Origin of the sequence: Aminobacter sp. HY435, assembly GCF_027568395.1 — a bacterium.
Classification (GTDB): domain Bacteria; phylum Pseudomonadota; class Alphaproteobacteria; order Rhizobiales; family Rhizobiaceae; genus Aminobacter.
In genome coordinates, this window is the sequence record NZ_JANKZL010000003.1 from 187254 (window position 1) to 210483 (window position 23230).

At 60.9% G+C, this 23230-nt stretch carries 13 protein-coding genes and 1 tRNA gene; 4 read left to right on the forward strand and 10 right to left on the reverse strand.

Translation table 11 applies throughout. The annotated features are described in order from the left end of the window. Window positions 1-41: 41 nt before the first annotated feature. Entirely contained in the window at window positions 42-1166 is a 1125-nt protein-coding gene (locus PCJ21_RS04390; protein ID WP_269930163.1) for an anhydro-N-acetylmuramic acid kinase, read from the reverse strand. Window positions 1167-1271: 105 nt separating this feature from the next. Between PCJ21_RS04390 and tyrS the strand changes: the two genes are divergently transcribed. After that, window positions 1272-2525, forward strand: coding sequence for a tyrosine--tRNA ligase (gene tyrS, locus PCJ21_RS04395; RefSeq protein ID WP_269930164.1), 1254 nt, complete (start codon window positions 1272-1274; stop codon window positions 2523-2525). 161 nt (window positions 2526-2686) lie between these two features. Here tyrS and PCJ21_RS04400 read toward each other — a convergent pair whose 3' ends face one another. Beyond that, window positions 2687-6091 carry a hypothetical protein gene (locus PCJ21_RS04400; RefSeq protein WP_442865958.1) on the reverse strand — a complete coding sequence of 1135 codons (3405 nt, stop codon included), beginning with the start codon at window positions 6089-6091 and terminating at the stop codon, window positions 2687-2689. Window positions 6092-6194: 103 nt separating this feature from the next. On the opposite strand from PCJ21_RS04400, the gene PCJ21_RS04405 reads away from it, so the two are divergent. Next, complete coding sequence (locus PCJ21_RS04405) at window positions 6195-6662, forward strand: peroxiredoxin (protein WP_269930166.1); 468 nt, start codon at window positions 6195-6197, stop codon at window positions 6660-6662. Between the two features lie 231 nt (window positions 6663-6893). Further along, window positions 6894-8159, forward strand: coding sequence for a M23 family metallopeptidase (locus tag PCJ21_RS04410; protein WP_269930167.1), 1266 nt, complete (start codon window positions 6894-6896; stop codon window positions 8157-8159). 216 nt (window positions 8160-8375) lie between these two features. Here the strand turns inward: PCJ21_RS04410 and PCJ21_RS04415 are convergent. After that, window positions 8376-8452: transfer RNA gene (locus PCJ21_RS04415), tRNA-Asp, on the reverse strand. A 626-nt stretch (window positions 8453-9078) separates the two neighbouring features. Beyond that, window positions 9079-9444, reverse strand: coding sequence for a hypothetical protein (locus tag PCJ21_RS04420; RefSeq protein WP_269930168.1), 366 nt, complete (start codon window positions 9442-9444; stop codon window positions 9079-9081). 176 nt (window positions 9445-9620) lie between these two features. On the opposite strand from PCJ21_RS04420, the gene PCJ21_RS04425 reads away from it, so the two are divergent. After that, window positions 9621-9773 carry a hypothetical protein gene (locus PCJ21_RS04425; protein ID WP_269930169.1) on the forward strand — a complete coding sequence of 51 codons (153 nt, stop codon included), beginning with the start codon at window positions 9621-9623 and terminating at the stop codon, window positions 9771-9773. A gap of 72 nt (window positions 9774-9845) precedes the next feature. Here the strand turns inward: PCJ21_RS04425 and PCJ21_RS22105 are convergent, their stop codons facing one another. The 6 genes from PCJ21_RS22105 to PCJ21_RS04450 form a co-directional block, all read right to left on the reverse strand. Then, a complete protein-coding gene (locus tag PCJ21_RS22105) occupies window positions 9846-10238 on the reverse strand; it encodes a type II toxin-antitoxin system RelE/ParE family toxin (RefSeq protein WP_442865959.1) in 393 nt (130 codons plus the stop codon). After that, window positions 10235-10501 (reverse strand): type II toxin-antitoxin system ParD family antitoxin, encoded by a 267-nt coding sequence (locus tag PCJ21_RS04430; protein WP_269930170.1) that lies wholly within the window; start codon window positions 10499-10501, stop codon window positions 10235-10237. The genes PCJ21_RS22105 and PCJ21_RS04430 overlap by 4 nt, the downstream gene beginning before the upstream one ends. A 549-nt stretch (window positions 10502-11050) precedes the next feature. Then, the gene (locus tag PCJ21_RS04435) at window positions 11051-14593 is read right to left on the reverse strand and encodes an AAA family ATPase (RefSeq protein ID WP_269930171.1); all 3543 of its coding nucleotides are present in this window, start codon (window positions 14591-14593) and stop codon (window positions 11051-11053) included. Window positions 14594-14917: 324 nt separating this feature from the next. Then, on the reverse strand, window positions 14918-16714 hold the full coding sequence (locus PCJ21_RS04440; RefSeq protein WP_269930172.1) for a hypothetical protein: 1797 nt from the start codon (window positions 16712-16714) through the stop codon (window positions 14918-14920). Continuing rightward, a complete protein-coding gene (locus PCJ21_RS04445) occupies window positions 16711-19869 on the reverse strand; it encodes an SNF2-related protein (protein WP_269930173.1) in 3159 nt (1052 codons plus the stop codon). Before PCJ21_RS04445 ends, PCJ21_RS04440 begins: the two co-directional genes overlap by 4 nt. 4 nt (window positions 19870-19873) lie before the next feature. Next, window positions 19874-23176, reverse strand: a complete 3303-nt coding sequence (locus PCJ21_RS04450) for a DUF499 domain-containing protein (protein ID WP_269930174.1) — start codon at window positions 23174-23176, stop codon at window positions 19874-19876. Window positions 23177-23230: the final 54 nt, after the last annotated feature.

A 23230-nucleotide genomic window follows, 5' to 3' on the forward strand; every position in this document is an offset into this window, starting at 1 on the left:
GGTGACACCTCGATGAAACTTTGATGAAGTCCCCCGATCCATCAAGGTTCGATGCGCAAGCCGCCGGTTGCAGGTTCGTGGCAACCTGTCGTGGTCGGGAATGTCAGCGGCAAGCCAAGCGCCGAACGCACTGCAAGATAGGCCCAGGCCTCGGCCTCGGTGGCATCGCCGTTCAGCCCGGCGTCCTCCGCCACGATCACCTGCGCTCCAGCCCTTTCCGCCCCCGCCTTGAGATCGCCGACGATATGCGGGTTCTTGCGGCCGCCGCCGCAGACGATCCAGAGTTTTGGCGGCTCAGGCAGGTGCTCGACGGATTTCAGGATCGCCTCGGCGGAAACGCTGGCGAGTGTGCGTGCGCCATCAGACAGTTCGAGTCCCTCGGCAAGCGCGAGCGTGAAATCGTTGCGATCGAGCGATTTCGGTCCGGTCTTTTCGAAGAACGGATTGTCGAGATAGCGGACGACGACATCCGTCACCACGGAGCCTTCGCTGGCGATGGCGCCGCCGGCATCGTAGGGCACGCCGCCCTCGCGGCTGACCCACTGGTCGATCAGCGTATTGCCGGGGCCGGTGTCGAAGGCGACCGGATCGCCGGCAGCAGCCACATAGGTGATGTTGGAGATGCCGCCGATGTTGACGAAGACGGCGGGCTTCATCGCCGCAAAGGGTTGGGGGAGCGAACGGGCGAGCGCGGCATGATAGGCCGGCACCAGCGGCGCACCCTGCCCGCCATGCGCCATGTCGTTGGCACGCATGTCGTAGACGACCGGAATGCCGGTCTCGCGCGCCAGCAGCGCGCCGTCGCCAAGCTGAACCGTCACGCCGAGATGTGGCCGGTGCAGCACGGTCTGGCCGTGGAAGCCGATCAGAGCGGGGTTTTGCCATTCCGCCGGCAGGCCTTCGACGAAATCCCGGACGGCGGCAGCATGGCGCAGCGTGATTTCACGTTCGAGACCGGCAAGATCGCCAGGCCGCTCCTCGCGGCGCACGATCGCCTTGGCTGTTTCCAGCGAAGCTTCGATGCGGCGGCGAAATGCGGCATCGTAGGCAACCGCCATGGACGGGCCGAATTCGAGGCTATTGGCGCCGTCGCTGCGTAGAATGGCAAGATCGATGCCGTCCATCGAGGTACCACTCATCAATCCAATGGCTGTCAGAAGCGCCATGAAGTCCGCCGTCCTTGTGATTCCAAGCCTTCAGATGCTAAAGCCCCAGCTTCGCCGATCCAATGCCGGATCGACCGAACAACTCGTCCGCCAAGAGAAAGAACCATGTCCGGCTTCAAATCCGATTTCCTGCGCACCCTTTCCGAGCGCGGCTTCATCCACCAGACTTCGGATGATGCCGGCCTCGACAACCTGTTCTGCAAGGAAACCGTGTCGGCCTATATCGGCTTCGACCCAACGGCTTCGAGCCTGCATGCCGGCGGCCTGATCCAGATCATGATGCTGTACTGGATGCAGAAGACCGGCCATCGCCCCGTCCCGCTGATGGGCGGAGGCACGGGCATGGTCGGCGACCCGTCCTTCAAGGACGAGGCGCGCAAGCTGATGACGCCCGAGATCATCCAGTCGAACATCGATGGCATCAAGCAGGTGTTTTCCAACTACCTGACCTTCGGCGACGGCCCCCAGGACGCGATGATGGTCAACAATGCCGAGTGGCTCCTGCCGCTCAACTATCTCGAATTCCTGCGCGACGTTGGCCAGCATTTCTCGGTCAACCGCATGCTGAGCTTCGATTCCGTCAAGCAGCGCCTCGACCGTGAGCAGTCGCTGTCGTTCCTCGAATTCAACTACATGATCCTGCAGGCCTACGACTTCGTCGAGCTCAACAAGCGCTACGGCCTGCGCCTGCAGATGGGCGGCTCCGACCAGTGGGGCAACATCGTCAACGGCATCGACCTCGGCCATCGCCTCGGCACGCCACAGCTCTACGCCTTGACCTCGCCGCTTTTGACCACGTCGTCGGGCGCCAAGATGGGCAAGTCGATGAACGGGGCTGTCTGGCTCAACGCCGACATGCTGTCGCCCTATGATTTCTGGCAGTACTGGCGCAACACGGAGGACGCCGACGTCGAGCGCTTCCTCAAGCTCTACACGGCGATGCCGCTCGACGAGATCGCGCGCCTGGCGGCCCTAGGCGGCTCCGAGATCAACGATGCCAAGAAGGTGCTGGCGACCGAGGTGACCGCAATGCTGCACGGCCGCGCTGCCGCCGAGCAATCGGCTGAAACCGCGCGCAAGACCTTCGAGGAAGGTGCGCTTGCCGAGTCGCTGCCGACGGTGGAAGTCGCCGGCGATGAACTGAGCGCCGGCATCGGCCTGCTCTCGCTGGTCGTTCGCGCCGGCCTTGCGGCGTCCAACGGCGAAGCACGCCGTCATGTCCAGGGCGGTGCGGTACGCATCAACGACCAGTCGGTCAATGACGAACGCCGCGCCGTGACGTCAGCGGATCTCACGCCGGAAGGCGTGGTCAAGCTGTCGCTCGGCAAGAAGAAGCACATCCTGGTGCGCCCGGCCTGAGGGGGCTGGCTTACCCTCCCCTTGTGGGGAGGGTCGGCGAACGAGCTTTGCGCAGCAATGCGAGCGTGACGGGGTGGGGGTACAGTTCAAGGTTCTTCACCCCCACCCCGGCGCTGCGCGCCGACCCTCCCCACAAGGGGGAGGGTATCGCTGACCGCGTCTCAGTATTCGAAAATCGCCCGGAAGATGCCGGGAGCGATGACCGACAGCGGATTGACGTGCAGCTTGGGCGCATTGGCGTCACCCGACAGCTTGTAGGTGACGCCGATCAACCCGCGGTCGCGGCCATTGCCCAGGATGACGCCGACAAGCGGCAATTCACCGAAGATGCGATTGAGGCCATAGGCCGGCATGAAGGTGCCGGTCATGTTCATCTGGCCCTGTTGGTCGTACAGCGTTCCCTGGAAGGTGGTGCCGATCAGCGGGCCGCGCAGGACGCCGTTTTCCAGTGCGAGGTATTTCTCCCGCTTGTCGATCTGGGCGAACCCGCGTTCGAACTTGACGCGCGACACGTCGATATCCTTGCGCACCGCCTGATTGAGGCTGCGATCGTCGCCCGCCGGCTTGCTGGCGACGATGGAGGCAAGGCGCGGCTCGTTGACGACCCAGAACTCGCGCACGTCGACCTGGCCCTTGAGCGGGCCGTCGCCAACAGATTCCAGCGCCAGCGCCAGCGAGCCGCCCTGCATGCGGCCATAGACGTCGAGGAAGCGCAAGATCGCGCCGGCGTCGGCCGAGCGCACGTCGAGGCGGCGACCCCCGCCCTTGGCGACATTGCTGACGGTGATCTGCCCACCCGAGCTGGACGTCGCCTTGACGCTGAGCCCGCCGACCTTCGATCCGGAGCCCGAATATTGCAACGTCACGCCAGACAGCTTCTCGTCGCCGAAACCGATCAGGCTTTTGACCGCCAGATCGACCGAAACCGAATTCGAGCCGGTCTTGGCGGCGGCGCCGTCAACATCCGCCATCACCTGCTTGATCATGGCGCGCGCGTCGAGCGCATTGCCCCTCACCTGCACGGCGAAGCCCTTGCCGGCCCGCTTGATGTTCACCGACACGTCGTCGCCGCGATTGAGCTGGACCTTATCGAACCGCGCCGACGACAGGCTGCCGTTGGCGACATTGACGTCGCCCCTGAGGCTGAAGGTCTTACCGTCGAGACGGAAGTCGGAAAGCATCGAGCGTTCGCCGTCGGTCGTCATGGTGAAGGACGCCTTGGCGGCGATACCGGGTCCCTTGCTCCAGCCGATCCAGGGGAAATCGAGCTTTGCCGAGGTAAGATCCGCAATGATGTTGCGCTTGCCTTCGTCGAGTTGCTCGACATCGACCTTGATGGTGCCGGACAGCATGTCCGAAAGGCCGGGCACCAGTGCGTTGCGTGCCTTGTCGTCGAGCACGAACCGGACATTGCGCTCCTTGGCAAGGCTGCCTGCGCGCAACGGCTCGACAAGATCGAGTTCGGCGGGAACGCCATTGAGCTTGCCGTCGGCCGCGATGACCGCCTTTTCGGGCGTCACCGTGATGGTGCCCTTGGCGTCGGAAAGCTTCTGGCCGTCGAAAGACCTGGCGACCGACAGCCCCTCATAGTCGAGCGCCACGGTCCAATCGAGCTTCGAGGTGTCGATGCCCTTGGTCAGAGGAATGTCGGCCCTGACGTTGCCGGTGACATCGCCGGTAAGCTCTTCAGGCAGGATGCCGACATGGCGCATCGCATTGATCGGCTCGTAGGAGGCGAGCTCGGCCACGGCGTCCGCGCTGCCCGCGACGTCGATATCGAGTGCGCCAATGACCGGCAGAATGTTGGCCTTGGCGACTTTCAGCGTGCCGTTGCTCGCAGCCACGGTGCGTCCGCTCGGCATGAACACTGTGCCTGAAGACAGCGACACATCGACATTGTTGCCATAAAACTCGACGACGCCCTTGGCATCGCGGATCGGCGGGATGAGCCCGGCCGTGTCGAAGCGCGAGCCGTCCAGTTCGAAACGGCCGAACACTTCCTGCGAGGTCAGCGGCACGCCATTACCGAGACGATCCGGCCTGACGTCGAACTGGACGTTGCCGTCGACGACGCGGCCGCCAAACAGGTTTTGCAGCACCCAGATCCGCGCATTCCTTGCCGAGAACCAAGGCCACAGCTGCTTCACATGGGCGACCGACATGTCGTGGACGTTGAACGCCAGGAAGATGCCGGGCGCCTTGCCCTCGACGAACTGGACCGCCGCCTTGCCGAGCGCTTCGCCGCCCGGACCGGACTTGACCCCGATCTCGTCGGCGGAGAGTGTCCTGGTGACAGTGTCATAGGCTCCGGCCACACGGGCGAGGAAAGCCAGCGCCGGCTCCGGCGACTCGCCGGGCGAAAGTCGCGACTCGCGACTGACCAACGCGAAGCGGTAGGCAGGATTGTCTGTGGCAAGGCCGGTCGCCGGCCGCGGCCCGGCCGCGCCATTGAAGTCGAACGTCGAGCGCCCCGTGCTGACGAGCAGCTGGCGCACATCGATCTTGTCGAGCCCGTCGGCGAGGCGCAGATCGACGGCGATGTCGCCGACAAGTTGTCCGCGCAGCCCAAGGTCGAGCGTCGACTTGCCGATGGAGCCCTTGGCGACCAGCTCGGAGCCATTGCCACCGAGGCCTTCGCTGCCGGTGATCACCAGGTCGGCCGAACCGATGCGGCTCGCCTTGGCCGCAGCAACATCTGTTTGGCCGGCAAACGGATCGGTCATCGATACCGCGGCATCGAGTGCCGCAATACGGTTGACGGAGGGATCCCGAACGGCCGTCGCCGACAGGTCGACTTCGCGGCCGTCGACATCGAAGGTAGCTGCGATGTGCAACTCGCCCGAACGGGCCTTGGCAAGCGATGCCCCGACCACGCCGACCACCTTGACCTCACCACCCGAGGGCAGCACGAACTCGACATTGGACAGCGCGATTTCACGCATGCCATCATAGCGGACCGCGTCAAATCCGCGGTGGATGCCCCGGAACGTTTCGTTCAGCAGCTTTTGCGGCTCGACCAGGCCAATGTCGTTGCGCAGGGCCGCGCTCCAGTCGTTGCTGCCGCTTTCCGGCATGGCGTCGACGACAATGCGGGCGTCGGAAATCCTGGCGTTGCCGAGCTTCACCTCGCCGGTCAGCAGCGGCAGCATCCGGATGCCGAACCGCATCATGCCGACTTCGGCCATCGCCGTGCCATCGGCGCGAGTCAGCCTGACGTCGGGCACCTCGACGGCGATCAGCCTGACACCATCGAGCGCCAGCCGCGCTTGCCCCATCGACACGTCGACATCGACGCCTGCGAGCTCCTCCATGGCGCGCTCCGCCTCGTGGCGCATCCTGTCCTGGCCAATGCCAGAATAGCTGAGCGCCTCGATGGCTATGACGAGGAGCAGCAGCAGCGAGCCTGCGATCGCCACCGCCGCCAAAATGCAATGACCGAGCTTGCGCCGCATGGAAGTACGCGGCCGGTTCAGCTCCAGGCCGGCAGCAGAAGGCATCGCCCCGAGATTGGTGATCTCGTCGCGCCTGAACCGGATTTTTTCGTGCCGAGGCACTTCCTGATCCACGTTGGGTCCCGTACTCGTTTCGGTCGTGGACGAATCCAAGTCCGGCATTATCTAACCTGATATCCTTGCGAGCTCACCCGTAACTTCCAACAAGGGCTTCGATGTGTCTGATCTCGAGACTGGCCAACCCGCCCCGCAATTCGAGCTGCCGCGCGACGGCGGCGATATTCTGACGCTTTCCGACTTCGCCGGCAAACCGGTAGTCCTCTATTTCTATCCCAAGGACGACACGTCCGGCTGCACCGCCGAAGCGATCGACTTCACCCAGCTCAAGCCACAGTTCGAAAAGGCCGGGGCTACGGTCATCGGCGTTTCGCCCGACAGCACCAAGAAACACGACAAATTCAAGGCCAAGCACAATATTGGCATCGCGCTTGCCGCCGATGAGGAACTCAAGACGCTGCAGGCCTATGGCGTATGGGCGGAAAAATCGATGTATGGCCGCAAATATATGGGCGTGGAACGCACCACGTTCCTGATCGGCGGCGACGGCAAGATCGTGCGAATCTGGCGAAAGGTGAAGGTACCCGGGCACGCGCAGGAAGTGCTGGAAGCGGTGCAGGCGCTCTAGCTTTGGCCTTTTTTTCGCTGAACTGAAATAACATGCCGTTTCATTCAAGAATGCATTTCTGCATTTCTTGGACTCCGGCAGGATAAAAACAAAAAACCTCGCCGCAGCATGATGTGCGGCGGGGTTTTCGTATCCCGTCGCCGCCTGCTGCCTGGAACATCCGCAAAGCTTTGTTAACCCTAATAATGTGTAATCACATGGTGGTTAGCTCGCGGGTGAGAGTTTGGTCCGGTGAACGCAACAGGTCAGACGGCCGTTTTCGGCAAGCGCAAAGAACCCCATACCGTCATCATCGCACGCGGCAACGAGATCCGGCATTTCACCGTGCGCCCATGGCTCGCCGCGACAGCCGGTACCGTGGCTGCCGCAGTCGCCGTTGGCTACCTGCTTGCCACATCCTATCTCGTGCTGCGCGACGACCTGATCGGCGCTGCGACGGCGCGCCAGGCCCGCATCCAGCACGCTTACGAGGACCGCATCTCGGCACTTCGCGCCCAGGTCGACCGTATCACCAGCCGCCAGTTGCTCGACCAGCAACTGATGGAGACCAAGGTCAGCGAGTTGCTGGCCCGGCAATCCCAGTTGAGCGAGCGTAACGGCAGGCTCGGCCCTGTCCTGGATGAGGCACAGCGTGTTGCCGCGCCCTCGCCCGAGCCAAAACCGGCAGACGAGCGGGCGCAGATCACGATCACGCCTTCCGAGGCACCGCAGCCTCTGGCCTTTGCCTCGGCCGCGGCGAGCCGTCCATTCTCATTCTGGTCGACCCGATCAAGCACCGAAGACAAGGACAGCCGCGCCGATCGGGCAGACAAGCTGTTCGTCGCGATCAACAAGTCTCTGCGCAGCATCGAGGATGAACAGGTCGAGCATATCGGCGCGCTGACCGACAACGCCTATCAGACAGCGGATGCGATCAGCGACACGCTCGAGAGCGCTGGCCTTCCTCTCGCCGAGGACTATGGCAAGTCCGACGTCGGCGGGCCGCTTGTCGCGCTCGACAGGGCGACGATGTTCGACAGCAAGGTCAAGGAACTCGACCAGGCGCTGGAGGCGTTGGACAAGCTCAAGAATCAGGCGCGCAAGCTGCCGCTGGCAAATCCTGCCGCGGGCCGCGCCATCTCCAGCAACTTCGGCGTGCGCAAGGACCCCCTGATCGGCACCCCCGCCCTGCATTCGGGAATGGACTTTCGTGCGCCCTACGGATCGACAGCGCGTGCGACCGCTGCCGGAGTGGTGACCAAGGCAGGCTGGAACGGCGGCTATGGCCGGATGGTCGAAATAGACCACGGCGGGGGCTTCGCCACCCGGTACGCGCATCTCAGCAAGATACTGGTCGCGCCCGACCAGAAGATCGCCGCCGGCGACGCCATCGGCGAGGTCGGCAGCAGCGGACGTTCGACCGGCCCACACCTGCACTACGAGGTGCGGCGCAAAGGCGACGCAGTGGATCCCCTGCGCTTCATCAAGGCCGGGAAAAAACTCGGCCAGTATCTCTGATCGCCAACTCCTGATCCTTGCCGCAGGCGAATCGACGATGCTTCGTCAAAGCCGCCAGCCCAGATGCAGTCCCTGAGCTTGGCTCCGCATGAAGAGGCGATCCGCCGCGCCAAGCACCCCACCTGACGCCATCGTTCGACTGCGGCTTCCCCTGCGGGGAACCGCTATGTCCATCAGTCGTTGATTCGGAGAATTAGGCGCAAGCCCTTGAAAGAATGGCGCGAGTGACGGGGCTCGAACCCGCGACCTCCGGCGTGACAGGCCGGCACTCTAACCGACTGAGCTACACCCGCGCTCTGGACGTTGGCGCTGGGCGCCGCGTCGTTGGGGCTGCATTACGAGGTTCTGAGGCGAGTGTCAAATGGCGATTCCGCCTCCCAACTGCTCTTTGCGATTGCCAGAAAATCGCGGCCATTTCGCCGATCGTCCGGCCCGGGAAATTCCTGCCAGAATCGAATGCCGGGCTGTTTGCCGGGCTTGCGGCGAAGCTGGGCACGCCAGCTCGAATGCTTCTGATCTTGCGGCACGGACGAGTGATAGACTGCCAGGATTCCCAAGCCCGCGAGATGCCTCGGGGCCAAAACCTTGATCTCAGTCGCTTGTAAAGAAAATTAAGACAAAGGCTCAAGCCTTTGAAAGAATGGCGCGAGTGACGGGGCTCGAACCCGCGACCTCCGGCGTGACAGGCCAGTGGATCATTCTGCCTTTACAAGGAAAGTTTCAACTTTTGAATCCTCTGAACGTGCTCCAGGAATCCTTGAAGTTGAAACTGCGCGGGCAACGTCAGCGATCACCATGATACACCACAGCACGCCATGCGACCAGGCTGGAATTTCCCCGCCATCCGGCAACACCCCACCAAACTGGTTTGCGACACAATCAGGTTCCGAGTCCGCTCAAGCAATGCCAATGATATATTCTAGTCTAGCGGCACCCGATTGGGGACGAGCGCCTCGTAGTCGCAAACCTCGAAAAAGCGCCAGCGCTCGTGAATGTCCGTTTCATCCACTTTGCCAAAGATAACATTCCAATCCATTTCGTAATAGGCCATCGCCGCGGAGTAGATCCTTGTGCTTCGGCGGTTGGCCCGTCCAAGAGCCACCTGCACGCCTCGTAGAAAGAGGACGCGTGCATCAATCTTCAGAAGAACAGGTCGACGGCGCCATGCATCGTTGTGCTTGGGCATTACCCCTAGGTTGAAAAAGCTCAGAAAAACCATGTCATCGAGCCCGCGGTCAGCATCAAGCTGCTGCGTAAGTCCGCTTCCTCCGGGAAATACCGGCACGATACAAGGTCCCGTTCGCTCCGGTCTAACCATATCTAGTGGTTTGAATCGCGCCGCCTCCCCTGTCGTGCTAGGCCGATCTGCATGCCAATGCCGAGGAGGCGATCAAAGGCCGACCGATAGTGGCGGCGGCGGTTGGCATCAGGAGCTACTGGGACATAACCGGGAAAAGGCCCGTGTTCCGGGAGTTGAAGAGGTTCGTCCGCGACAAGGGGCCGGAGGATCGCCAGTGGGCCTACGAGGAGGCCCGGGATGCCGGGGTCGACCATGTCTATGCCAAGCGTCTCCTCGACCCGGACTATCCGCCCGAACCTGAAGTCTACATCTAGCGCAAGCCGCGGCGGCCTGTGCTAGCGAAGCGGCAGACGGCGCTCGTCTTTGACACACACTGATGCACCGCACTATCTCTTTGGGCCGGACGAGACATCAACCTCGGTATCAACGTCATCGAGAAGTTCCGAAGCCACCCGGTGTTTTGGTTCCATCCGGTCATGTAGCACGCGCAGAACTATGATAACGGACCCTCGTCCGTCCTCCGGCGGAAGGTAGTAGATGCTGTGAGATGCCGAACCTCTGCGCCGTGCGACAGTGTCTAGTCGAAGCGCGCGAACGCCGGGTCCGATGTCCTCCCGCTTCGATGTACCCAGTCCTTGAGGATCGGTGCCGACTCGTTGGAGAGCTTGGTCGATCAGGTCCGAATAGGCCTGCAACTGGTGCGGCCCGAAAAGCTCCAAGGTATCCTGGAGAATGCGCTCAATGTCATGGTCGGCTGCTTCGGTTAGCCGAAAGCTCAATGCCCAGCCGCCTTCCGCATCACGCTCTCCGCGATTTCCGCGACCGTTCGATTGGAGAAGCGCTCCGCGCGTGCCTGTTCGAGACCGATGCCGACCTCGCGCCGCAGAATCACGGCCTTCTCATGCTCTACGGCGCGCTCGTCACGCAGGAGACGAAGAGCCTCGCGCACCACCTCGCTAGAGGAACTGTAGCCCCCGCTCGCAACCATCTCCTCCACGAATTCCACCATCGGGTTGGGTAAGCTTACGTTCATTGTCGCCATCACAGACCTCCAACGGTTCAAAGATAGGGGATTGGCAAAAATTGTCAATCGCCAAGCCTGGCACTCGGCATGAGCGCGGCTGTAACAACGAAGAGCTACCACCTGTGGGGAGAACATGAGTAAAAGGGAGAAGCACTAACCGCAATATGTAGTGGTACCTGAGCGAACGGGATAAGCCTTCACGATACCGAGATTCCGTGCGCCACGGGCGGAAAGCAAGCCGTGCTCCTCGATCGATGCCAGATGCGCCTCGTCTGTCATGTGGTAGAGATGACCATTCAAGTTGTTGCAGACGGTTTCGACAAGCATCTCGTTCCCGTATTTCCGACGCACTCCTCAGCTTCTCCGATTCTCGTTTTGTGATCGTGCACGGTGGAGGTGTTTCTGCCACCCAAAGCGTCGCTTCGCCGCCGTTCGGTAGCAACCACCCAGGATTGTCAGGCTTGTTCCTTGAAGGCGAACTTCCCATCAATTGCTCTCAGCCCCTGAGGTAACCACCCGCTGTCCGTCTCGATTCTTTGCCTCGATCCCTCTGCCCGGGACATCCGGCTATATCCCAAAAACACTATTCAGCTTTGTCTTAATTGCCGCCGCGTCTATGCCTCGTTCCTCGGTGGTCGTCACCAACACACCGCGTTTCCCGCCACCGATCTCGAATGGCAGCACGTCTTCTTTCCGATACCATTCCAGCTTGTTGTGCCATCGGCGAAGGTATGCCGGGGCGTCGAGCATCCCCAGATGCTCCACCAGGACCAAACGTCCGGTTTCTGCGTCGTCAACCGTGAAGTCCGGGTATCTAACCGAGCCGTCGCCGCCGACAAATGGCTGCTCGTAGGAGTACGGCAACCCCAGACCGTGCAGGAGATCCGCAACGATCACCTCGGATTTCGACCTCACCAGTTCGCCTCGGGCGGTGCGGTGGATCAGGCCCTTCTCCATGAAAACCGCTGCATGCTCGATCAGATCGGGTTGGCTAAACAGATTGGTCAGGCGTCGTGCTGTGTCAGATTTCTCGGTTTGGGAATATTTAATCAGGTCACGCAGATCACCCTGATGGAACAAGACGACGCTGTGACGCTGTCGTGTGAGCGCCGTGTAGAGCAGCTCGCGTGACAGGGGCCGGCAGGGATTGGGAACGACAACGAACGTGACACCGAACTCGCTGCCCTGTGACTTGTGTATGGTCAGCGCGTAGGCCAGCTCAAGCCGTTCATCGCCGTCCTGCCCGAAGTCCCGCCCCGAGAAACCGAATTTGAATCCTGGCTGGGTCGAAAATTCGACTTCGAGCTTCCACGGCAAACCCTTGTACGTGGCCTTCTTGCCCTTGAACTGGCCAACGACAACGCCGATTTCGCCATTAGCTAGATAGGCCCGGTTCAACTCCGGATAGACGTCTTTTCGTCGCCCGTTCGCCAGATTGATCACCTTGTCACCATACAAGATGCCCTGGCTTCCCATCGGCTTTGGTACCTTGCGATAGCGCGGCTGCTCCGGCTCGGCCAAGCTCCGGACGCTGGTTCGGAAAATCCGTTGAATCCGCCGGTTCAGTCCGTCGATGCCTGTTTCCCCGCCTCGGACAGGCGACAGAATCTGCCAGTCTTCAGCGTGCTTGCCGGCCCCATCGCTTCCCGTCACCGGATCCCTCGTTGGGTTGAAGTAGATGTGCCCGCCATATGGACGCCCGCCCAAACTGACTTCGAAGGCCTGTTCCAGCGACAGGCCCTGCGCATCCGGCAAAGCCAAGACATGGGACTGAATCTCCCTGAGCAGGGCGGTCGAGAGGTCGCGATCATTTTCCCAGCGGACGACGCGGATGCCCTGGGCGGTCCCGTCCGATAGGCGTTGCCAGATCTCGTCCGCTCCCGGATCGGGCGAATCACCGCCGAACCAACGAGACAGGAGCAGGTCGTCGCGTCGTATCAAATCACTGCCTGCGCCCTGGGCCTGCCGGCGAACGATCTTGAGTTCAGCGTATCCCTGGACGTTTCCATCGCCACCCCGCTCGCGAAGCAAGCGGATGATGTCCACGAAGGGCCTGCCTGCGCCGATCGGAGGTAGCTGGCGAGGATCGCCGACGAGGATCAACCGCTTCACGCTGCCGGGGTCGAGGGCGTCGATGGTCGCGGCGAGCTGATCCTCGGTGAGCATCGACGCTTCGTCGATGATCACGGTCCCAAAGCCGTTTTCGCGGTCAGCTTCATTCGTCACCAAATAGGCCCCGGTCGAACCGTCGTAACGCCCGCTTGCAAGCAGGAATTGGGCAAGGGTGTAAGCCTGAGCAGTGGCGGCGCGCCTCTGCATCTGCACGCGGGCCTTGCCTGTGGGGGCAAGCAGCAGGATGCCGTCGCGCTTGATCTCATCAAACGAAATGAGAGCTTCAAGAAGACTAGTCTTGCCGGTACCCGCGGGCCCGATCAGAACCGAGACGCGGGACGAAAACAACTCTTCGAGAGCGAGCGCCTTCTCCTGGCGAGCAAGCTCTTCGACCTCGGCATCCGGCACGCTTTCGAAGCTGGGCAGTTTTTCATCGATTCGCGCGCGCCAATCGTGCTGGGCGAGGTGCCTCGCTCCGGACAGGCGCCGAAGCACACGGGTGGAGATGACAGCTTTGGTGGTTTGGTGGCGGAAGAGCTGCCAGGCCGGCGACCCGTCGGCCATGGTCACCGCTTCGAGTTCGGGCGGGAAATCAGTCTTGAAAGCGTCGATCCAGTCGCCGCCGATGGCGCAGGGCGGCGATACGTCCTCCGCGCGCACGCGCTGAATGAGCCAATCCTGGGGCAGCAAGGTATGCCCTTCGCCGCTGGCGCGCTCGAGCGCCTGAACAAGAAACGCCCGGCCCCTGCGCGGGTCGATAGCTTCGGGACAGTTCGATGGCGCAGGCATGGGAACGGCTGCCGCGATCTGCGCATCGGGGAAGATGCCCCGGTCGATCACTTTCAGGGAGATCGAATCGAGTCGCCCGCGGTCGCCTTCGAACAAGACGTAAGGGTTTTGCAGAATGGCCTTGTCGGGAACATCGATGCCTGCCGCGCGCCGCTCCTCAAGGACAAACCATCGCCTTGCCTGGTCCGCTGTCAGCTCGAAACGGGCAAGAAGCTTCAGCAAAGCGCGTCTCTCATCCGGCAGCCCCACCCAAAGACGAGCTACGGTCGGGCCGACTCCTCGTGCGAGTTCCGGCGGCAAGCGCGCAGGATTCTTGAACACGTCATCGATCAGTGGCCAGGGATCGCGCACATCCGCCGATCCATCGACATGCAGTAGCGCCTCGACGGCATGCGCGATCAGGGTTCCGCTTTCGACGCCTAGGGCGGACAGGGCCGAACCCAAGCCAGGAAAGGCTCCGCGAAACCGCCAGAGCCGGTTCAGCTGCTCGTCCACCCAGCGGCGAGCCGCCTCCCAATCGCCAGGCACAACCTCAGCATATCTTGTCAAAACCGCGGTGGCCGACAACAGGGCAGAGATCGCCTGATCGTGACTGACATGCTCCGCACCCATGGAAAAGGCGCTCCAGTGCTCTTCCGGCGCATGCAGAACGTAAGGCGACGGGTCGAAGTCCGAACCGGCATCGGCCAGCTCGATCAGTCGGTGATAGGGTAGAAGAAATCCATCGCCGATCTCGGGGCGAATACTATGGTGGAGTGTTCGCTCCCACAGCATGCAGCGCAATGCGCTTTCGGGGGTACCGGGCTCGTAAGCATATTCGACCGGCTTGGCGACACTCTTGACGCGGCCGATGCCCACGATCACTCGGCGGGGATCGTCCGTCAGGGGCGTACGCTTAGCGTAGAAGAAAACCAGGGACTCGTCCGGAGTGATGGCACCGAAGAAGGTGTCGAGCATGGCCAGTTGGTTACGCCGCTCCTGGACCCAGATCGTATTAAATCCCAGTGCCGGCTCCCAATCGGGCCGGAACTCGATTCCGTATCGGGCAGCGGGTTCGGGCGGTGTCTCGCCCTCTTTCATCATCCAGGCGAATGGCACGGCGGCAGCCGACCAGGGACTGTGCTGGAAAGTGGTTGGCCGGAAATGTGCGTACAGCTCGTTGTGACTGTAGGGGTGGCTGACGCGACGGCTATAGCCTGAATCAGCCATGAACGCTCCACGCTCGTCCGCACAAGGCGGCAGGCGCCCACCTTCGCCGTCGAATGCCTTATCGGCTTGAACCGTCTCCCACGCGTCGTCGCGTGTATCGCAAATTCGCGCCAGCGCGAGACAGGATGTGTTTCCAATAGGACTCCGACAGACCCTGCCGGACCATGCTGAATCATGCCATGGAACCCGCACGGAGACATGCATGGTCGGCAGCTTACGCGCGCCATGGATCATCGACTCCCCCCTTCTCCCCCAGCTCCGCCCCAACGCGGGGCCAAGTGTCATTTCCGTTAGACGACTGCGAGCCGAGTATGACCATCCATCTCAATCATATGCGTCTTTGCTGTCTAGGTAGCTGGCAACTCGCAGCGGACGAGTCTGCAGCGCCTCCGCTTCTGCGAACTGGCTCGGGAGACCGATCTCGGGTCCCTCGCCAAATGGAATCGACAAGCCGTAACTGATTGCAAATCTTCGGAAGTCGTTGGGCGCCAACCCATTCATGTCGAGATCTGCGGGAACGGCGACTTCCAGCAGTTGATACGGCGGGATTTGGTTCGCGAAATGCTGGAACTTGTCATAGGTCGAACTGATCGCGGTCTGATACCACGTAGAGGGAGCGCCTCCGCCGCCCAGGAAAACGACGAGTGGTCTCATTTTTGTTCTATCGAGACCACTCAGGTGTCGGATAGTTTTTCGTGTGTCATCCGCTTGGATGGCGTCTTCTTGCCAGTTTCGGCCGTCCTTTCGTTTGGCTGTCACGACTACTTCCCCAACCAGCTGCCTCACGCGATGTTCGAACTTTGCAAGAACTTCAACATTTCCATAGCTGATCAACCGTTTCAGCGCCTTCTCATCTATGGTGCGCGGTGAGCTCGATCCAAGCGTTGAAGCCAAAGCCGAAATTCCGAGCGGCGATACTTTTCCGGAATAGAAGTTGACCCGACGCTCGCCCTTTTGGTTCAGGAACTTGAATGCAACGCCGTCGACTGTTCCGCCACCGATGTCAAAGTAGACATAGATTCCGGGAACTGCTTGGCGGGACATCACGAAGGATTGGACCGCAGCGGCGATTTCAGGAATTGCGTGAAAATCTGCAATCTCTTGCTCCAGTCGAACAACGCATTGCTCATATGCGCTCACTGCATCCATGATGTTGGTGGGCAAGCTCCGGTCTGTAACCCAGAGCCAAGAGACACCCAGCACCTGCCGGAACGTCTCGATCACAGGAGAATCGAAATGCTCTACGGGAACGCCGACATTGGCTGACCAGACAACAGTTCTGTTCTTTAGTCGGTCGGATGCGTTAAAGGTGATCCACTCCCGGCTTCTCACCAGAACCTTGGCCAAGAACCAGCTGGCCAACGCTCGCGTGGCTCCGTCGCTCCCAAGATCGACCCCACCGACAATGGGGAGGGAGTCACCTATCGGAACTCCTGCCAGCCTCATCTTGAGGTAAGGTATCAGCGCTGCTCCGCGCGGAGCTTCATCAGCGGCATACAGTCTCCCCTTCTTGTCAATCGCTACTACTGACGGTTGCAATGCATCGTCCGACGTTTCCGCGTCGAATGTCACCACGAACGAATTTTCAGTTCCGGTGTCGCGGAAACAGACCTTGGTAAAGCTCGTCCCGAAATCCACGCCGAGGTTTATGAACACCTGCTCGAGCTGAATGGGACGCGCGTTCGCACGATCTCTGTTGTCGGCCTGACGACGGCCCGGACGTACGGCCGACAGAGATGCTTGTGGACGTTCCGCAGCACCGCGCTTGGCGCGTAGCTGAGCAGCTGGTGTTACGTCAGGAGCAACGGCCTTCTTCGTTGCCCGCGCTGGGCTCGACTGTGCATGAATATTCTTCTCCGGCGTTCGAATGTTGCTGTCAGCGATTTGATCTGCCGAAGCTTCATGCCGGTGTCTGCGAGTCGGCTCATCACCTTTCTCGGGATCTGGTGCGATATCAGGAAGAACTGATGGCGGCGTACGCGCCGCCACCTCCGCGATTGCAGATCGTGTTTTTCGACTGTCTTCTACCGATGTTCGACTTGCCTCTTTCTGTCCGTTGTTTGTACCGAACAGCCGCCCCCAGAAAGCGCGTATCCCCTTTCCCCATTCACTGGCCATCATTCCACCCTGATTATCCCCATCGCTAAAGGAACCATCGTCTCCTCGACGTGGCGCCGCCTGGCTATCCTTTCCAGCTTTGTCTTGAGCTGCTCTTCCTCCTTGCGGATCAGTCCTTCCGTCATGGGAATCAGCCTGAGATTGTCCGCTTGCCGGAAGCGCTGAACGCGACCCCGAAGTTCATCCACCCTGCGTTGAGCGAATTTATTGGCGCTGGTCTCCTGCTGCTCGCAGCGCACCATGTTCTCGGCTTCGAAGGTCGCAAGACGTTCAGCAAAGGCGTCAGCCAAGGATTGGTCGCAGGTTTGCGCGGCCTCCGAGACTAGCTGCAGATCGCCGACTACATTCTGAGCGTTGGGCAGCGGCACTGCGGATCGGGTAGCAAAAGCGATGAGTTCCTCGGAACTCGAGCCGCCGAGTGGTTCTGCGTCACCAAGACGGATCGCACTGAAAGCCAACGTTTCATTGGTTCTGACGCCTGCAAACGACCATCGGTGTGCGCAGAAGACGTAGTCACCAGGCGGGAAGCCGGCCCCGCGCCCGGCAAGTTTCATGGCGGCGATACGATGAAGTTGTGTCTGATCGTTCTCGTAAGCGCTTCGAATCCACTGGATCAAGGGATGGCTAGGTTCGACGAATTCGATGTCGGAGCCGACGGCTTCCGTCTCACGTGGGTCGAATACACAAAGAACCGACCTGTTTGTCTGATGCAGCTTCGTTCGCGTTGCAGGCCGGGTGTCCGCAATAAAGTATCCCAGATCCCGGCGCGCCTCCTCCGAAAGCGCAATACGTGCAGAGTCAGCGATGGATGCATGGGGCTCGATTTTCGTCCCGGGATATTTCCTGCCGAAGAAATCCTCCACGAGCAGCTGCAGCTCAAGCGCGCTCAACCATCTCCCTTTGCTTCTGCTGTCGGAAATGTGCTCGAGGACGTAGTCGGAAAACCCGATCAGGTTGACAGCCTGCTGCTCCAACTCCACCTGCTGCTTCTGCGTGTTGTGCAGCGCCAGTTCGGCAACCTTTGCATTTCTGTCCCGCTCGTCGTCCGAAAGGCCTGGATTGAGAAGATCAAGGATGAGCTTTTCCGTAACATCCCCGAGTATCTCTTCCATATCTCCGATGCTTTCTCGGAATACGTTTATCCGTTCGTACAGGCGCATCAGAATGCGATCTTCAATCGTGTTGGTAACAGCAAGGTTGATGATCGAGATCCGCTCTGCCTTCTGGCCAAGGCGGTCGAGGCGCCCGATGCGCTGCTCAACGCGCATCGGATTCCAGGGCAGATCATAGTTGATGACGAATCTGCAGAACTGGAGGTCGATGCCCTCACTACCGACTTCGGAAGAAAGCAGTACCGACGGGCCTTCGGGCCGGGCAAATTCCTCTATCGCGGCATCCTTTGCCTCGCCCATGGCGCCCATGATGACTGCGGCCCGGATGCCGTCCTTTCGCAGGCGCCTGGCCAGGTATTTCAGCGTCCCACGATAAAACGCAAAGACGACGAATTTCTCGTTCGGATTCTTCGCCAGTTCGCTGACCAGGAAGCTGCTCAGGGCCCGGTACTTGACGTCGCTTCGCTCCAGTTCCGTTATGTCGAAGCTGTATCCGTAAGCGATCGGCCCCACACCAGCGTCGTCGGCTTCATCGTCATCTCGATCGTCACCGAGGCCTCCTCCATCCTGAACCAACCCACGCGTAAGCCCGAAGTCTTCCCACAGCAACTCATCCACGAGTTGCTTCTCTTTCCAGCTCTCCAGAGCGCCGACAATGGAACTGGCCATCTGGCGCTGACGGGCGACCAAAGAGAACAGCGACACGCCCGACTTCCCCACCGACTGATCCCGCAGCCGCTTCGTGACGTGCTCGTAGATTGCCATCTCCTGCGGGCTGAAAGTTACATTCAGGACTTGGGGAGCGCGGATGACGCGATTAGGTAGGACCTCCCTCTTTCGGCTGCGTGTCATGTATTGCGAAAGCAAGGATCGGGATTCGAGCAGGCTCAGCAGTTCGATGCGTTTTTCAGGATCGATGGCCGCATGATCGATTTCCGTTTTGACGCGGCGAAGTACGGCATCCTTTCTGAAGTAATCGGATTGTTCTGCATCCACGATCGCCGAACGCGCCCCCTTCACGTCGATCGGCTGCTGCCACAACGCCCTTTGTGCTCTTACGATGTGGGAATTGGCGGACAGCATCTCCTGGAACAAAGTTGAATCGTAGAACTCGTCCTCGTCGACGAGGCGAAGCAACTGGTAGAGATTGTCGCTGCCGATCTGGATCGGCGTGGCAGTGAGCAGCAAAAAATGTCGCGATGCCTCACGAAGCAAACGGCCGAGGCGATTGTTGGCGGTCGACGGATTGCGAAGGTAATGGGCTTCGTCAATAATGACGTGGTCGAATACAGCGAAATCCTCGCTGGCGGTATTCTGGTCCAGCAGCCTGGCGAAGCGGGCGCGCACGCCTTGCTGGCTTTCTTCCAAGAACCGCGAGGGTGGTCGCAACCCCTCAAGACTGGTTATGCAGACAAAGGCATCCGACGTGCGCCTGATGGCGATATCCTCGACCTTGTCCAGCAAGCCCTTTGCCGAGACAATCTCCGCCGAAATGTTGAACCGCTTTCTGAGATCGCCGCGCCATTTTTCTCGCAACATTGCCGGACAGACGATCAGCAGCCGTCGAGCTGAATGCCGAGCCTGGATTTCCTTCCAGATGTAAGTGGCTTCGATGGTCTTGCCCAAACCGACTTCATCGGCGATCAGCATCCGGCCAACGGGTGACTCGATGAATCTCATCACCGGCTTGAACTGATGCGGATAGAAATCCGTGTTACTTGCCTCCATCGAATAGAAGACGTTCGTGAGATCGCCCTTTATTTTTTCGAAGGTAAGCACGCGCCTCAAATCACCCGGGGAGCCGAACCTGCCGGTGCTCAGCAGGTCGATCAGTTCGACATCCTCGATGACCGGTTCCAGTTGCAGATACCGCTTGAACTGCTTTTCGTTGGGGCCGAAGTCCACTTCGACCATCAGGAAGGTGCCTGCTGTTCTTGTCCGGCCTGTCGTGAGTCCTTGACGGCCTGGATTGTCACGCAAGCGAACCTTGATTCCCGCCTGCTCGGAATCCCAAGCCGGATCGCCTGCGGCAGCCAATGGTTTCATCGGCTCACTCCACCTTCTTGTCGATGAATCCAAGCGTTGTGGCGTTCTCCAGCAGCGTCCGGATTTTGCCGCGATCGAGACCAGACGGAACCTCGGCATCGATCTCGAGCTTCAGCGAGACATCGCTTCCGGACAGCGTCGTCAGTTGCTCGACAATGCCCTCGACGACCTGGCGGAACTCGTGGGCCGGGCGCCCGGACGCGATCATCACCGTTCCAACGAAACGCGTTGGCTTGCGCTCCTCGCTAGTCGTCGACGATGCAGAACCCGCCCCCATCGTGCCAGCGGCCTCCTGCATTCCGCCCGCGTTGGTTGCACCGTCCGTCGTGGTATCAATCTCGGTCTTCGCCTTCGGTCGCTTCGCTTCGGCGATGTCCGGCTTGATGATGACGCTGTCGCTGTCGATCACCACGGCCGCACTCGACGAACTTTCGATTGCCAGCCCAACGTACGACTGCGTCGCCTCGTCATACCGTTCCGCATAAGCGAATGGCCCGGGCAACATGTTCGAGATCGCCGATCTCACGGCATTGGTCAGGACCGTCCGGTTCTTTACCCGCGGCAGGTAGGTGTATCTGTTCAGGTACTCCCACAGGTCCTTCAGCGAGAGATGCGGCTTACCGTTCCAGATGTATTTCTGGAGGTCGCGGTCGAGCCGGCCGGGTCCAAGCTCCGGCATCAGTCCTTCCTCGTTCACAAGCTTCTTGCTCGCCCGGGAAAGGACTCCGTCCTGCGCAGGAATGCGTCCGGTCATCCATTCGATGTCCTTCGTCGCATCTTCCTGGATAGGGTAGATGAGGTAACACCAGGTCTCGCGCAGGCGCGTTTTCATGGTCTCCTGCGCCTCAGCGAGCTTGGCCTTGGCGAGCGCTTCGTCGCTCTGCGTGAGATTTAGCCGATCGGTGTCGCGAACGATCTCACCCCAAGCGAGCGCCGAACGCATGGATTCTTTCAAGCCGTCGATCTGCTTCGTTTCAGCGGCCAGGAACACCAGCGTGTTGCGATAGACGCGCGGCGCGGTGCCGCGCTGCATAAGGATGTCCTTGGCCTCGACCATCGCCTCAGACCCGTCGCGTCCGGAATATGGGTGGGCAACGCCGAGCACCACACAACGCACGCCGCCGGCTTCGTCCGGAACCTCGCCCGAATTTGATGGAGGGGGTACCTGTACCGCATCAAAATGGCCGCGATCGCCGATGCTGTTGATGTACTTCGTCAGTTCCTTGTCGATCGTGACCAGGACCAACGCTTCTTCAATCTGCCCGGCGCGGTCGGCGGCTATGCGGTTGAGGCTCGCCGACATCGAGTACCAGTGCTTGCCAAGGTCGGAATGCATAAACTTGGCCTGGTTGGTCAGCCGCCGCAGTGCATCGCCGAAGATCGCAGGGCGCTCGCCGGGCTGCACGACGCCGAGATTGATCTGGCGGTCGTCGAGCCCCTTATTCTGCTGACCATGCATGGGCGCGGAGCCCATGAAGATCGTGCGCGCCACACGGCGTGTCGCCGAATAGCGGTTCAGGTTCGGTGCGGACTGGTCGATCTTGTAAGGTGTGGACATGGTGCCATCGACATCGCCCGCGATGATCGCCTGCCAGGAAGGTTCCAAATAGTGAAGCAGCTCCGGCTCGACGCGCGCCGAGCTGATCGCCACGCTGCCCGGCATGATCATCACGGACGGATCATTGTTCATCCATAGCTCGTGGATCGCCTGTGCCATTAGCCTCAGAACGCCGCGCGTACGCTGAAATTTCTCCAAGGAGCCCCAACTCACATAGAGCTGGTCGAAAAGTTCGGGATGGATCGGATAGGCCTTCTCCAGCTTGCGGCGGTAGTCCTCATCGGCGACCCCCTGCGGAAAGTCGTTCGCGTTCTCGCGGTAGAGCTTGGCGAACTGTTTCAGCGTGTTGCCGCGGTGATGGAAGCGGTCGCCGGGGATTTCCTTGAATAGGCGCCGCCGGACGATCTCGTAGCTCTCCTCCTGGCTGGCTGGCCGCCACGAGGATTCGACGCGCGAAAAGGTCTGCTTCAGGCGCGCGAGCGCTTCCTGCCCGCCTTCGCCACCGACCTCGATCTGGCTCGCCGGAAGCGAGGCGACGAGGAGTGTGCCGGGACTGGTCTTCACCGCCTCCGTCAGGGACTGGACGAAGGACAGGTTTGCGTCGAACGAGCCGGACGGCAGCCCCTCGACCTTGTAGATCTGGCGCAGATACGCGACCCATTCGTCGATCAAAATCAGGCACGGCGCGAATGTCTTGAACAGGGATTCGAGCAAGTTCGAGCCGGGCGCGATTCCCTTGGCGTCGTTCTCCGCCACCATGGCGAAACCTTCTGCGAGACCAAGCTGATAAGCGAGCTCGCCCCACGTCGTGCGAATCTCCAGTCCCTCCTTTGTCTTGAGGATATCCTGTGGTCCGCGCGAGGTGCCGACCAACACCGCGCGATTGATCTTCTCTGGAACGCCCAGACCTTCCTTCTGGAGGAGTTGGTCGAGGCCCGGTAGATCACGCGCCGGAGTGCCGCCCGCCATATGGTAGAGCGCCAGCATGGAGTGCGTCTTGCCACCGCCGAAATTGGTCTGCAACTCGACGACCGGGTCGCCGCCCGTGCCGGAAAGCCGCTTGGCCGCGCCGACCAGAAGCGTGGAAAGTCCGTCGGTCAGGTAGGTGCGGGCGAAGAATTCCTTCGGGTTGGAATATTCCGACGGCGCCGAGCCATTGTGCACCTTGCCGAGGTCGGCGGCGAACTCGGCCTGGGTGAACTCCCCGGTGGCGACATCCTGGTGCGGCTCCACCACCTCCCGCCACGGCAGCAGACCTGCGACCGTCTCCACCGAGATGTCGGAGCGCTGTGTCTTGCGGCGTTCCTCGTTGCGCTGCAGTTCGGTAAATTTGATGCGCAGGATCGTGTCGCGCATGCCCCCGATCTTCTCGGCCGTCTCACCGGCGCTGATCGAGGTCATCAGGCGGCGCATGGAGTCCAGCGCCCGCTCCGCATCGTCATAAGTGAAGGTCTCATTATGCGAAAAGCGGTTGCGCACTTCGAGCAGTTCCGAGACGAACGAGCGCTCAGCGTGTCCGAGCACGTTCGCGAAGGCTTCCTTCCAGTAGGCCATCATTGTCTTGAGCAGGCCGGCCTGGTCCCAGGCCACGGCGCCCTGGACGACCCGCAGGCCGCTGATGCGCTCCACCACCTGGACGGGCCAGTGCCCCGTCAGCGAGGATTCGAGCCGCTTCTCCACGAACGGGGTCAGGGCTTCGGGAAGAAGCTCCATTCCCTCGAAAACATGCTGTCTTGCGCTTTTCGCCATCGTTCTTGCCCCCTCGGGATCATCGTTTCGAAGCTACGGCAGGACCGCCCAGTC

Coding starts and splice junctions, on each gene's coding strand:
- PCJ21_RS04450 (WP_269930174.1), bottom strand. CDS start 23,176: ATGGCGAAAAGCGCAAGACAGCATGTTTTCGAGGGAATGGAGCTTCTT.
- tyrS (WP_269930164.1), top strand. CDS start 1,272: ATGTCCGGCTTCAAATCCGATTTCCTGCGCACCCTTTCCGAGCGCGGC.
- PCJ21_RS04430 (WP_269930170.1), bottom strand. CDS start 10,501: ATGGCGACAATGAACGTAAGCTTACCCAACCCGATGGTGGAATTCGTG.
- PCJ21_RS04445 (WP_269930173.1), bottom strand. CDS start 19,869: ATGAAACCATTGGCTGCCGCAGGCGATCCGGCTTGGGATTCCGAGCAG.
- PCJ21_RS04390 (WP_269930163.1), bottom strand. CDS start 1,166: ATGGCGCTTCTGACAGCCATTGGATTGATGAGTGGTACCTCGATGGAC.
- PCJ21_RS04435 (WP_269930171.1), bottom strand. CDS start 14,593: ATGGCTGATTCAGGCTATAGCCGTCGCGTCAGCCACCCCTACAGTCAC.
- PCJ21_RS04440 (WP_269930172.1), bottom strand. CDS start 16,714: ATGATGGCCAGTGAATGGGGAAAGGGGATACGCGCTTTCTGGGGGCGG.